13 protein-coding genes and 1 pseudogene are annotated in these 12,285 nt (G+C 69.2%); 8 read left to right on the top strand and 6 right to left on the bottom strand.

Features of this window, described 5'->3' with window-relative positions; genetic code table 11:
* Nucleotides 1-66 precede the first annotated feature (66 nt).
* Nucleotides 67-372, bottom strand: a complete 306-nt coding sequence (locus ACF1GV_RS42050; RefSeq protein ID WP_391692374.1) for a hypothetical protein — start codon at nt 370-372, stop codon at nt 67-69.
* Between the two features lie 371 nt (nt 373-743).
* Between ACF1GV_RS42050 and ACF1GV_RS42045 the strand changes: the two genes are divergently transcribed.
* The gene (locus tag ACF1GV_RS42045) at nt 744-1,385 is read left to right on the top strand and encodes a hypothetical protein (protein ID WP_391692372.1); all 642 of its coding nucleotides are present in this window, start codon (nt 744-746) and stop codon (nt 1,383-1,385) included.
* Between the two features lie 184 nt (nt 1,386-1,569).
* On the opposite strand, the gene ACF1GV_RS42040 is transcribed toward ACF1GV_RS42045, so the two are convergent.
* Nucleotides 1,570-2,371, bottom strand: a protein-coding gene (locus ACF1GV_RS42040; protein WP_391692376.1) for an IS5 family transposase whose coding sequence is annotated in 2 segments (ribosomal slippage) — nt 1,570-2,313 and nt 2,315-2,371 — 801 coding nt in all. Because the reading frame shifts where the segments join, the coding sequence is not laid out codon by codon here.
* A 143-nt stretch (nt 2,372-2,514) separates the two neighbouring features.
* On the opposite strand from ACF1GV_RS42040, the gene ACF1GV_RS42035 reads away from it, so the two are divergent.
* The gene (locus ACF1GV_RS42035; protein WP_391692370.1) at nt 2,515-3,222 is read left to right on the top strand and encodes a hypothetical protein; all 708 of its coding nucleotides are present in this window, start codon (nt 2,515-2,517) and stop codon (nt 3,220-3,222) included.
* An 805-nt stretch (nt 3,223-4,027) separates the two neighbouring features.
* Nucleotides 4,028-4,255: a hypothetical protein gene (locus tag ACF1GV_RS42030; RefSeq protein ID WP_391692378.1), complete on the top strand. Its 228-nt coding sequence runs from the start codon at nt 4,028-4,030 to the stop codon at nt 4,253-4,255.
* A 467-nt stretch (nt 4,256-4,722) separates the two neighbouring features.
* Here the strand turns inward: ACF1GV_RS42030 and ACF1GV_RS42025 are convergent, their stop codons facing one another.
* Nucleotides 4,723-5,232, bottom strand: a complete 510-nt coding sequence (locus ACF1GV_RS42025) for a hypothetical protein (protein ID WP_391692368.1) — start codon at nt 5,230-5,232, stop codon at nt 4,723-4,725.
* A gap of 745 nt (nt 5,233-5,977) precedes the next feature.
* On the opposite strand from ACF1GV_RS42025, the gene ACF1GV_RS42020 reads away from it, so the two are divergent.
* The 4 genes from ACF1GV_RS42020 (at nt 5,978) to ACF1GV_RS42005 (ending at nt 10,489) form a co-directional block, all read left to right on the top strand.
* Entirely contained in the window at nt 5,978-6,136 is a 159-nt protein-coding gene (locus tag ACF1GV_RS42020; protein ID WP_391692366.1) for a hypothetical protein, read from the top strand.
* Between the two features lie 149 nt (nt 6,137-6,285).
* Nucleotides 6,286-8,532 carry a telomere-associated protein Tap gene (gene tap / locus ACF1GV_RS42015; protein WP_391692364.1) on the top strand — a complete coding sequence of 749 codons (2,247 nt, stop codon included), beginning with the start codon at nt 6,286-6,288 and terminating at the stop codon, nt 8,530-8,532.
* Nucleotides 8,533-8,544: 12 nt separating this feature from the next.
* Nucleotides 8,545-9,102, top strand: a complete 558-nt coding sequence (gene tpg, locus ACF1GV_RS42010) for a telomere-protecting terminal protein Tpg (protein WP_391692362.1) — start codon at nt 8,545-8,547, stop codon at nt 9,100-9,102.
* A gap of 1,102 nt (nt 9,103-10,204) precedes the next feature.
* A complete protein-coding gene (locus ACF1GV_RS42005) occupies nt 10,205-10,489 on the top strand; it encodes a hypothetical protein (protein WP_391692360.1) in 285 nt (94 codons plus the stop codon).
* Between the two features lie 3 nt (nt 10,490-10,492).
* On the opposite strand, the gene ACF1GV_RS42000 is transcribed toward ACF1GV_RS42005, so the two are convergent.
* From ACF1GV_RS42000 to ACF1GV_RS41990, 3 genes are all read right to left on the bottom strand, one after another.
* Nucleotides 10,493-10,909: a hypothetical protein gene (locus tag ACF1GV_RS42000; protein WP_391692358.1), complete on the bottom strand. Its 417-nt coding sequence runs from the start codon at nt 10,907-10,909 to the stop codon at nt 10,493-10,495.
* Between the two features lie 220 nt (nt 10,910-11,129).
* Nucleotides 11,130-11,549, bottom strand: a complete 420-nt coding sequence (locus ACF1GV_RS41995) for a phosphatase PAP2 family protein (RefSeq protein ID WP_391692356.1) — start codon at nt 11,547-11,549, stop codon at nt 11,130-11,132.
* A gap of 82 nt (nt 11,550-11,631) precedes the next feature.
* Complete coding sequence (locus ACF1GV_RS41990) at nt 11,632-12,024, bottom strand: nuclear transport factor 2 family protein (protein WP_391692354.1); 393 nt, start codon at nt 12,022-12,024, stop codon at nt 11,632-11,634.
* Nucleotides 12,025-12,127: 103 nt separating this feature from the next.
* Between ACF1GV_RS41990 and ACF1GV_RS41985 the strand changes: the two are divergent.
* Nucleotides 12,128-12,285: pseudogene (locus ACF1GV_RS41985) on the top strand (MarR family transcriptional regulator); the annotation flags it as partial.

Below are 12,285 nucleotides of genomic sequence, written 5' to 3'. Positions count from 1 at the left end.
CACTACCTCGCGGCACTTCAAGTCGCAGCCATCTTCCTCTGGGTCCGGGCCTGACGCTCGGGCCGGTCACCTCTGCCAGGAGAGCGCCTCAACCGATGCAATATCACCCGCCGCCAGCAGTCCGAAGAGCCGGAGAACCTCCTCGCGGGAGACATCGCGTATCTCCCCGGGAGCCATCGAGTCCTCGTCCGGGTTCTCCCAGACCAGCAGACCGTCGCCGAAGGCGCTGAGGGACCACCCGCTCTCATGGGTGAGTGAGACATCGGGGTGCTCGTCATCGGCCTGTACCAGACCGTCGAGCACTCGCCTCATCATCTCCGGATCAGGTTCGTCGACCGTCCCGCCCATGACGTCGTACATGAAGTAGCTCATTGATCAATTACCTCATGCGGAGATCCACGGGACACTGCCTAGCCGCACCTGCGGCATGAACTGACGCACAGCCAGGCGTCAGCACGGTGGGGCCACCCCTCGTCGGCGGGGGGGTGGCCCCACCCACGTTTTTCGTCACCCATCACGGTCGCAGGGTTGTCACTGAGCCATTCGCCCAGCGCCGTGCTCAGGCTCTACCGTCTGCTCCGGCACCGGTACAGCCGAAGGTGAGGGTGAGCATGAATGCGCGGCAGTCACGGCTGGACGCTCTTTGCTCCTGGATTGTTCAACGATCCTTCAATAGGATGGTTCAACATTGAGTCGTCTGCTTCGCGGACGCGGAACCGCAACCAACCGAAGGGCTGCAGGAGATGAGCTGGTATCAGTTCGAACAGGTCGACGACCTCGGGCAGATCCTGTTCTGCGACGACCCCGCGCTGCAGCTCGAGTGCGTGCTGGGGGGCCTGGAGACTGCGAAAGGCACAATCACCATCGATCCCGCACAGACACCCCGCATGCCCACTGCCCTCTTCGAGTTCAGGCATGCCGTGGGCGTGGGCCACTTCGGGTACGTCGTGCCGAAGGGAGCCTCGCTCGACGAGATACCCGAGGAACCGCAGCTCGAAGGCGCCATCCTGTTCGGCATGAGGCGCCTACCGCCCGAGGTCTTCTGCGATCTGCCCTCGATCCCCGGATGGGAGCTGCACGAGATACCCGATGAACAGCCAAAACTGGCGCAGCGCCTCGGATACACCTACTCCCGGCTGGAACTGCGGACGCCCGACGGTGAGCTCTACTCCCGCACCTGGGTCCCGCACGACCCCGAGTGGCAGGCCGCCGCCCTGCGTCACGGATACGTCGTATGCCTGTGCGGCGTGGAACTGGGGATCCGCGCACCGTACGCGATGACCGACGCCCAGCACACTCCGGGCATGCGCCACGAATCCTTCCGCCGCGGATGCGCGCTGGGCCTGACCGTCGGCGGGCTCGTCGCCTACGTCGACCACCGCTGACTCGAAACACCGAGCCGGCACGCTTCGAGTACGAACTGGGCCGCGACGCGGCGTGCGAGCGGGCCCGGCGAACGATGTGAGGTCGACGTACCGAAATCCCGGCTGTGAGGCTGTGCGGGCTCGACTGGTACGAGTGCGTTCTGACGCATCGAGCAGGCCATCTCCTCAAGCACATCGCCTGCCCTCACTCCCAGTAAAGTGCGGTGCGCAGTCGTCGCCAGCAGATGACGGCGCAGCCGAGGGTGACGAACGCATGGTGGATGTCATCGCGGATCTCCCAGCGGGTACGCAGGCGCCGGAACCAGTGCAGCAGCGCGATCGCCCCTTCCACGACCCAGCGGTAGACGCCCAGGCCGGAGCCGTGCCCGACGCCGCGCCGGGCGATGTGCGGGGTGATCTGGAACCGGCGAACCTTGTCCCGGTAGACCTCGTGGTCATAGCCACGGTCGGCGTAGAGGTGCTTGGGGCGGCGCAGTGGCCGGCCGCGCTTGCCGCGGATCGGCGGGACGGCCTGGATCAGCGGGATCAGTTGGGTGACGTCGTTGCGGTTACCGCCGGTGGTGATCGTCGCGAGCGGGATGCCGTGCGCCTCGACGATCAGGTGGTGCTTGCTGCCGGTCTTGCCCCGGTCCACCGGGGACGGACCGGTAGTCGGCCCGCCCTTCATCGCGCGGATGTGGCTGGAGTCGACCGCAGCCCGGGAGAAGTCCAGCAGGTCTGCGGCCCGCAGCTCGCAGAGCAGCAGCTCGTGCAGGCGCTGCCAGACCCCGGCCTCATTCCAGTCCCGCAGCCGTCGCCAGCAGGTCATCCCCGAGCCGAAACCCAGCTCCTGGGGCAGAAACTCCCAGCGGATCCCGGTGTACAGCACGAACAGGATCCCGCACAGCACCTTGCGACTATCCAGACGCTTACGACCTGGACGCCGCGGGATTGCGCGGGACGACCGGCAGTAGCGGCTCGATGCGCGCCCACAACTCGTCTTCGATCTCCCAGGGCCTGGCAGCGGTCTTCCGGGTCTCGACTGGCTCGCACCCCCTTCGGTCAGCACCAACGAAAACTGACACGCCGTCACTCCCGGAGATCCACAAGCCGCCTTTTGTTAGGAGTCGTAAGTGATTCTGCTTTACCCGTGCCCGCGCAGACCGGGATGCCGTCAAAGGCGTCCCGATCGGCGACCAGCCCGCCCCCTCCGGCAGTCCCGCCTCGTACGGTCGATCCGACAAAGACGGACACACGGCAAAAGAAGGACCCGCTTCGGGCGACGCCCGAAGAGATCGCCGAGGCCAAGGCTGCAGAGGCCTACTGGACGCCTGAGCGCATCGCCAACGCGGTGCCCGTTGACCTTCGCAAGGGCCCCGCCGCTGAAGGCGGCCGCACCAAGGCCCCTCCCACGCTGGACAAGCTCATGCGAGCGTCCTCCGCTTATGACAACAGGGGCGTTGCGACAGCAGGTGTCTTTCTCATCAACGATGACGACGACCCGCAGTCGGATCCCGGCAAGCGAGACGAGTTCTGCTCGGCGTCCTCCGTGTCCTCGCCGACCGAGTCCCTCATCATCACGGCAGCTCACTGCCTCAACGACAACGACCGGTTCAAATCGCTGGCCTTCGCGCCCGGCTGGAAACCGGACCCCAGCCATCAGGGCCGCGGCATCGCTCCCTACGGGATCTTCCCCATAAAGAGCGGTAAAATATGGATAGATGGCCGCTATTTGTCGCAAGGGCCCGCCAAAGCGGATGATCTAGACTTTGCGATCCTGCGGTCCGGCCCCAACTCCAAGGGACAGTTTGCGGTCCAGGCCGTGGCCCGCATGCACAACCTCGCCCTCGCCGCATGACCCGACAAGCCCGGCCTCTCGCTTCCGGCTGCTTGATCACGGCCTTGTGCAACACCCTTTTAGTCCAGCATCCGCACCACATTCGACACGACGGCTCGACCGTGACCGAAGGCCTCCGCCGACGCGGCCGCCAGCGCGCCCGTAATCTGCGCGTCATACGCTGTACCGAGCCATTCGCACGCACAGCGGGCGACGAAATACGGCTCGAAGTCGTCCCGGCGCCGACGCGGCGCGTCGCGCAGTGGACGTACCAGACCTCGACCTGCTGCGAGCAGGAACCTTCGACCACACCGGAGGGCCGTTCGACGATCAGGACGGTATCCGACGGCAGCACCGGAGTCCGCTGGCTGTCACGCTCACCGCGCTTGTCGCGCAACCTTCCGAACATGTCGCACATCATCGCTGGCGACGACATGCCTGCGCTAGAGCCCACTGTCAGGCGAATGACCCGACATCGCCCAATCAACTTCAGTAGTGAGGTCGGCTACCGCCATGGCCTTGTCCCCCGCCTGCCATCGCCAGACGGCGAGGCGGTACCGGGCATCGAGGGTGCTGGGGTGATTGGGGCCGAACGTACGCGTCTCGCTCTCCGCAAGGTCGGTGAAATCGGCTACCGCCGCGTCCGGGTTCCCCGCCGCGCCCCGCCAGTCGGCGAGGTGGTACCGGCAGGACTGGGTCTCTGGGTGGTCGGCGCCCAGGGTGCGTGTCTGGTCTGCCACGAGGTCGGTGAAATCGGCCGCAGCTGCGGCTTGGCGCGGTCACCAGCCTGACCGCTGAGCAGGCCACCCCCGTCGAACTCGCGAGAATGATCCGCGACCACTGGAAGATCGAGGCCCTGCGCCACGTCCGCGACACCACCTTCGCTGAGGATGCCTCCCAGTTGCGGACCGGCAACGCACCCCGTGCGATGGCGACCTGGCGCAACCTCGCCGTCGGCGCCCTTCGGCTGAACGGCGTTGAGCACATCGCCGCCGGCCTCCGTCGCAACGCACGCGATGCCCGCCGACCCCTCGCACTCCTCGGCCTCGCATGATCACAAAACGGGCGCCCGTCGGCTACGCCGAAGCCCTGCGATGTGGGGCACCGTCATACGTGCGAGAAGACCATGCGCGGTGCAAGACATGCTGGCGCAGGCCCGTGACACGGTGCCTGCGTCTGGCGCGCTGCCGGGCCGTCTGGTGTTCCAGAGAAGTTCGACGGCTACCGCGCCCTGCTCTTCACCGCCCCCACACGGCTCCAGTCCCGCCGGAGCAGCGCCGTTGTTCGGAGTGCTTCAGATCCAGGTGGCTTAGTCGACTTCCCCATCGTGCGGTCGAGGTCCGGCGAGGGGGATGTGGCCGCGGTCGTTCTGAGGTGGTGGTCATCCTGCGCACGTCTACTACGCGGGACGGCGGAACACGGGGAACTGCGTCCGATCCTGTGCCGCTCCCGGCATCACCACGACTCGTGCGGACCACGCGGGTGAGTGCCGGGGACCGCGGGGGCGGCCCGCACCAGGACCTACCAGTCCTCCTCCTCGCCGCCGCGCATGTGACGCCGCTGCTGGACGACCTCCCGCGCACCGCGTGCCAGCTCGGCGTAGTGCGCCGGGCATTCCCACAGTTCGCGGGCCGAGAGCTCGGCGGGCACCGGAGTGTCCGGGTAGTCCTCGGGCGCGTACAGATGCACCACGGCCTCATACCGGGAGTCCGTGTGCGTGGTCGCGGACCAGGGGTGCCGGGGGTGCTCGCACGAGGCGTCCGGGCCGATGGTGTCCAGGGCCGCGACCAGGTCGCGGACGTACGAGGGGGGCAGGCCGTCGTAGGTCTGGGCGATGCCCATCCACAGGGACAGGAACAGGCCGATCCGTTCCTCGTCGCGCACCTGCCCGGCCAGCCAGCGGCGGGCGGACCACAGCGCGACGGGGCCGGTGTTGTCCTCCCAGGAACGCCGGATCGCCTCCTGCAGGGCGACGATGTCGATCCCGCCGTCGTCCCGGAGGAACCGCGCGTCGAAATGGGAGACGTCCACACTGCCTCGTGGGCCTCGCGCATGCGGGCGGCGGCCCCGTCGGCGAGGCCGGCGAGGAACGCCTCGCAGTCGAACGCCGCCAGATCCTCGCCCTCCAGCCCGTACTCCTCGGCGAACACGGCACGGCCGGCCTCGGACAGCATGCTCACCCCGGCCTCGACGCCGTATTCCTCGTCCACGTCCGTGGGGTGGGCTCCGGCCTGGCAGGTGCAGGATGCCGGGTCGAGCGTGGCCCGCAGCCCTTCCAGGGCTTGCGTGTACGACGCGAAGAGGGACTTGCTGAAGACGCGTGCGGTCCCTTCGAGTTGGGACACGTTCCCCTGGTCGGGACTGCTACAGGCGCTGGGGATTCGCGCGAGCGTGCGACTCCCGATCTCACCTCGAAACGACATCGCTGCTCGCGTACGCAGCCAGTCATCGCTTGGCGCACGCGCGACAGGGTGTACGCGAGCAGCTGACCCGCTCGCCCGGCGACGAGGTGCGCGCTCCCCCCCGGCAGTCGGCGCTGTCGGGCACTCGCGGCCGCCGTCCGGTCGGCGTGTGCGGTGTGCGGACGGCCGTGGAACCGGGCCCCGATAGTCCGGCAGTTCCGTACTTACAGAGTCACGGACTCCGGACATGTCAAGGGGCCGCACCCCTCGGTGGGGTGCGGCCGTCCCTGACCTGCGTCAGGCGGTCTGAGAGTAGGCCAGCAGCTCCGGGTTCTCCCGGGCGATCTGCTCCGAGCGGTACGAGGAAACCGCAGGTGCGCGGCGTGCTGCCCGGCGGGAACTGGAAGCTGCGGAAGAAGGACGGCCCGACCTTCGTCTACGACACGTATGTCCGGCCCGTGTCGAGCCTTGCCGCCGCCAACGGCCGGTGGCGAACCAATGCGGAGACACATCACCTCTTCCCGTCGGACTGACCAGCCATCCAGCCTGACCGCGGCACCCTTGCTCAGCAGGGGCGCCGCACGCTGGTTCCACCCTCGAACGCGCATCGTACGCAGTTCGTACGCCAAACACACGCTATTCGTACGTTTCATGGGGTAGAGTGTCGCCCAGGAGGTGCTCCATGCCCGAGTCCGAGTTGTTCGACGCGGTGGATGCGCTGGTCGCGTCCCGCGCCAAGCTGCCGCCGCCGGCGGAGCGTAAGCGGCTGCGTGCGGCGCACGGTCTGACGATCGACGAGGTGGCCACCGCGTTGAAGGTGCGTCGGGCGACGGTGTCCGGCTGGGAGGCCGGCAAGACCGAGCCCCGCCCGCCGGAGCGCGACGCCTACGCTCGGCTGCTGGACAAGCTTGCGGAGCTCTACCCCGCCCCGGCCGACGCGGCCGCGTCCGTCTCCGACGCCGCGGTGCCGGCCGCGTTCACCGGTCAGGCCGCTCCCGCGCCGGAACCACGGGCCCTGCCGGTGAGGGACACGTCCGCTGCGGACATGGCTGCAACCGAGAACACCCAGACCCCTGCCCCTGTCGCCGCTGCTCCGGCCGCCGCCTCGGGCCCGGCCCGCACCACCAGGAGCACGACGACGTCGCGCCGCCCGGGTACGAAGAAGGCGGCTCCGGTCGGCACTCCGGCGGGCGGCAGCGATCCGCGGTTCGAGAACGGTCCGCTGGCGGTCGTGGATGTCGACGCGGACGGGCAGGTGCTGGCGCACTGCACCGGCGGCCTGGTTCTGGAGGTGCCCGCCAAGTCCCTGCCGTCCCTGGTGGAGTGGACGCTCACCGAGGGCAAGCTGGGCCAGCCGAGGCTGTCCGGGCCGGGCAAGGACGCCGATCCGCTGCTCGTCCTGACCGAGGCCGCGCTGCAGCGCTACGGCCTGCCGGTCACCCTCACCGACGAGGAGCGCCTCGCCGGGCGGATCCCGGAGAACCACAAGGTCGTCAAACAGCTCGCCCGCGCCGACTGGAAGCTCACCAAGCGCGGTCTCGGTCCGTGGGCGCGAATCTACCGTCCCGCCACCGGCTCGGAGCGGGCCTGCGTGCAGCTGTGCATCCCCTCCTGGAACGCGCTCGGCTCCCGGCACTGGGGCAAGGCCGGGCAGCTCCCGCCGGCCGAACTGGCCCGCGTCCTGGGCGTGTTCGCGTCGCGGGTGATGACGCCGCGCGGCTCCACGGCCGTGACGGGCCTGGAGCTGATGACCGCGCTGCACCCGCCGACCCGTGCCTCCGAGCCCGACGCCGACGGTAAGCGGCACTCCGAGCACAACCCCGGCAGCCTGGGCAAGGACCCGGTTGACCCGGCGCCGTGTGAGGCCCCCGACGGCCACCCGGTCCTCAAGGACCTGCCCCGCTTCCATGTCCGCGGCCCCGGCGAGAAGCTGTTCGAGGAGGCGTACGACTGGGCACGGCCGATGACCGATGCCGAGTGCACCTTGCGGTACCTGGTCGGCATCGACGTGAACATGGCGTTCGCCGCCGGTGCCAACGGCCTGACCGTCGGCCTCGGCGCACCCACCCACGTCGACAACCCGGTCTTCGACCCGAAGCTGCCCGGCTCGTGGCTGGTGGACCTGTCCCACGTCGACCTGTCACGGGTGAAGGTCGGCAAGGAGTGGGTGGAGCTGGACGGCAGCCTGCTGCCCTCCCCGTTCACGCCGAAGGGCGACCACCCCACGGGGCCGGCCTGGTACGCCACGCCCACCGTGGCGTACGCGGCGGAGCTGGGCTACGAGGTGCGCCCGCTGGAGGCGTACGTCCGCTACGACAACGGCCGCTACCTGGACGGCTGGTATAACCAGCTGCGTAACGCCTTCCTCGCCACGATGGCCGACCTCGGCGTGCACGCGGACATGGAGCCGGCTGACTTCCTGGCGGCGATGGACGGCTACAAGCAGCGCGATCCGGACCTGGCGATCGTCGTCTCGGCGATCAAGGCCACGGTCAAGGGCGGCCTGGGCAAGCTGCGTGAGCGCCCGCGTGGTGAGGGCTGGCGGCCCGGCGAGCCGTGGCGCGCCCTGTCCCGCCCGACCTGGCGGCCGGACATCCGCGCGGCGGTCATCTCCCGCACCCGCATCAACCTGCACCGCAAGATCGTCAAGCATGCGGCGTTCACCGGCCAGTACCCGGTCGCGATCCTGTCCGACTGCGTCGTCTACGCCTCGCACGGGCCGAGCCCGCTGGACTTCCTGCCCTACCGGGAGGGCAAGCCGCTGCCCGGCGGCTTCAAGCTCGGCATCAACCCCGGCCTGGTCAAGCACGAAGGCACCCAGGACGTCCTGTGGGGCGAGGAGGTCCGCGAGCGGTTCAACGCCCCGGAGCTCAACCTCGCCCGCTACATCAAGGACGGCACGGTCACCGACGTCGACAGCGGCGAGTAGGAGAAGGCGACGATGAGCCTGTTCGGGGACGGCCTGGAAGCCGCGGTGCACAAGGCGTTCACCCGCCCGGCACCCAAGAGCGCGGGTGCGCAGATGCGGTACCTGGTCAAGCAGCTCAAGGGCACCAAGGCGGTCGCCCAGATGCTGCGGATCTCCCAGCGCACCGTCGAACGGTACGTGAAGAACCAGATCAAGAAACCCCGCCCCGACCTCGCCGCCCGCCTGGAGCGCGAAGTCAAGAACAGATGGCAGCCGCAGATCCGCGCCAGGGCCCGCCGGCAGGCCGCGACCACCGGCGGCATCGTCATCGACACCCGGGCCCGTATCGGCTACACCGCGCCGATCGGCTCCACCGACGAAGACCGCCTCCGGCACCTGACCGTCGCCCTCCCGCCCCACTACGCCGCCCGCCTCTTCGACGCCCAGCAGGCGGGCGCCGGCGACCAGCAGCTGCAGCAGATCGCCGCCGAAGGACTCAAGGAGGTGTACTTCCAGGACAACGGCCGCCGCGCCGGCCAGCTGGAGGAAGTCCGCTTCACCGACATCGAGCACCTCGAGTTCGACCTGTAGGCGTGTGTCGGAAGTGCTCTAGGTTGGCTCAAAGTGAGTGCGCGGGGGCGGAGTTACCGATACGCCGGACCGGTCGAGCTGAAGAGGGCAGTCCGGCCTGGCAGCGGCGGCTCGTCTTCCGGGTGGCCGTCCGACTCGGTGAGGGGGGTGACGGGTGCGGCAGCGGGGTCACGGTGGTCACCCTCGGTGCCGGATGTCTCCCGCTCGGCCGATGCCGGCGAGGGTGGGTTGGTGAGTGGGGGAGGTGGTGCTCCTCCCTCGCCGTCGGCCAGGAGGCAGAGTTCCGTAGCGGCTCTGCGCGAGCACGCAGCGGATCCAGTGGTCCCCTTCGGGGGCGGCGCGCCGGACACTCGACCGGTCGGGCTCCTTTCCTGCGCGTTCCATCCGCTGGGAGCGACCCGATCGGGCTAACTACGGGACGTGCTGGCGCTGGTGCCCTGAGACGCTGGAGGCCCCGGCCCACACGTGAGCAGGAAGAGCCCGCGCCGACGAGACACCGCTGTTGCTCGGTTCAAAGGCCAGACGTATCGCGCGCTGTCTGTCCGTCGCCGCAAGGGCACCGTCGTGATGTGGAGTCGACTCGAATCCGCCGGCGCTGGAGCAAGCATTGATATTCGCCGTAGTCATCCCGCTGATCCTGCTCGTTCTCGTTCTGGTAGTGAGTCTGGGGGAGGAGTCGGTCAAATATTCCAGGCAGACCGAACCTCCCTTTCCCTGGGGGCGCCCACCGCGTTCCAGGTTGTTCAGCGCCGCCGCCCGTCGGCGGCGCAGGAAGACGGCGGCCTCGCCCGACGGCCCGGCTGCGACCTCCGGCTCTACTCAGATGCCGCATGCGGAAACGGCCCACGACGGTTCATCACCGATGCGCCTGGTCCTGCGCAGCCGAGCCGGCCAGAGGGCAGCGCAGCCCACGGCGGACAAACTCCCCGAGGCCGCCACGACGTATGGTGCTGGAGGGCATCATCCGTCCGTGACATCTGGCCGCCGCAGTCGGAGCGACAGCGTCAGTGCCGGCCGCCACGAACAGATCATGGTGGAGCGACGCCGGGTCTAACAGGACGCCGAGCAGTCCGCCGCACCGGGTCCGCTACAGTCTCAGGCATTGTCCAGCGAGTCGCACGCGCACCGCTGCCTCCTCTCGGTCGATGACCGTCGAGCAGCCGGGCAGGACCGCAAAGCCGACTTCACCGAGCCCGAACCCTGGTGGATCGCCGGCGCCGACGGCAAGCCTCCCCGCGAGTCGAGCCGGTACGAGCGGGCCCGGGTCGCCAGCCTCGCCGTGCAGAACGCGATCCGCGCCGCCCGTACCCCGCCCGCTGCCGCACAGGACGACGCCCCGGCCGCGACCGCGTCAGCCGCCGGGCACACGGAAGACCACCACGATTAGGCGTCAGACCCGCCGCACGCCGTCGGCCATCCGGGCCGGGATGCCGCGCTCACCCCGGCGCAGCGGGCCGCCGCCGTTCAGGCCCATCAGCAGGCCGCAATGCCCGGGGAGTACCTGGGAGGCCGTACGACCCACCCGGCGACGTGGCTGCACACCCCGGAGAACCTGGAACGGCTTGCCGCCTTCACCCGCACAGCCAACGCCCGTCGCCGTGCCTTCGAGGCCCGGCCGAAGCCCGAGCTGCCTGCCGACGTGTTCAAGCCCGCCGACCAGCAGCAGCACCACACGAACCAGTCCGACCACGGCAGGGGAGCAGGCCATGACCGGTGAGGGATGGCAACCGGCCAGGGCGTGGCCGATCTGTGACTTCACCCGCGAGCCCCAGGAAGCCGGATCGAGCGGGAGGTTGGCACCCGGCACGGGAGGAACCTTGACCGACCTGCACGAACCGCTGGAACCGCTCGACAGCTACCCCGACGAACTGCCCCCGCCCCGCCAGCGCGGCGACCTGAGCCTGGTGGGCTTGCTCAACATCGCCGACGATCTCGCCCGCAGCCTGGCGGCGCTGAAAATCCGGGTGCAGCCCCACGACCCGAAGACCACGCTCGTCAGCCCCGAGAAGGCCCGCGAGAACGCAGCGCTACAGCCCGCACCGCAGCAGGGCGGGGGCTCGGCGGGTGAGCCAGGCGCTGAGCAGGCTGATGACCGCGCCTGCGGCGATGTCGCTGGGGTAAGGGGCGCCGGACTGTATCCGCTCAACGGCCACCGCGGCCGCAGGCACCGCACACGCGACACCCCCGGCCGGCCATGCGGGCGCGGCGCCGGCAGTGAACGCGACAGCGGCCGTGGTATGGCCGGAGGGAAAGGAGGAGGTGTCAGGTCGGTCGTCGACCTCGTCGTGCCGCTCCGAGCCACTCGCCAGCACTGCGTGTGCAAGCCCTGCGACTGCGACAAGGGAATAGAGCGCAACTGCTGGTACACCCTCGACACGGGCGGAGGCCGTCGCGGCGAGATCGGGATCCACTTCCGGCGGGCCCGCGCCGGCCGTGACACCGACCATGAGTATGAGCGACTGGTCGCGGCAGGTGCTGACCCCAAGTGGCTCGCACAGGTCCTCCCGTCCCACCACGAGCGCTGAGCCGCTAGCGGGCGCTGCCGATAGTGCGGTCGGCGCTGGAGCCCTGGAGCATCAGGGTGGTCTCCTCGATGCGGCTGAACCGGCCGTCAGCTGCCAGGTCGGCGAACACGTACACCTCCATGCGCACGCTCGTGCCGTCCTTCTTCGTGATGTGGGCGGTGTGCCGGTCGGCGTACCTGCTGCCGTCGTACAGCTCCTCGTGGACCTCGACATGGCCGTCGGCGACGAGGGTGCGCAGGTGAGTGATGTGCTCCAGGAACTCGGTGCGGTCCGCCCACTCCCCGTCGGTGCGCTGGCGGTACTCCGGGGCGAAGTGGCGGTCGGCTGCCTCCTGCAGGGTGAGGTCGCCGTTGAAGAGCAGGTCGGTCAGGGCGGCCTCGATGCTGGTGCGGGTCATGTGACTTCCTTTCGATTGGAACGAACCGAAGATGCGTGCGTCGCGCACGCTTCTCCTTGACCGTAGCACCAAATGCGTGCGCTGCGCACGCTATTGTTGGGGAGTGGAGAAAGAAGTGGGACACGAGATCGCGGACGCGCTGGGCGTCCTGCTGCGGCGCACCACCCGCACGCAGCTGCACAGGAAGCTGACCGAAGGCATGGGCGAGGCGGTGGACGAGCTGACCTACCCCGTGCTCAGCGCACTCGCCCGGACCGGGCC

This window comes from Streptomyces sp. NPDC014006 (assembly GCF_043088925.1).
Classification (GTDB): Bacteria; Actinomycetota; Actinomycetes; order Streptomycetales; family Streptomycetaceae; genus Streptomyces.
This window is presented reverse-complemented; position numbering and strand designations above follow the sequence as displayed.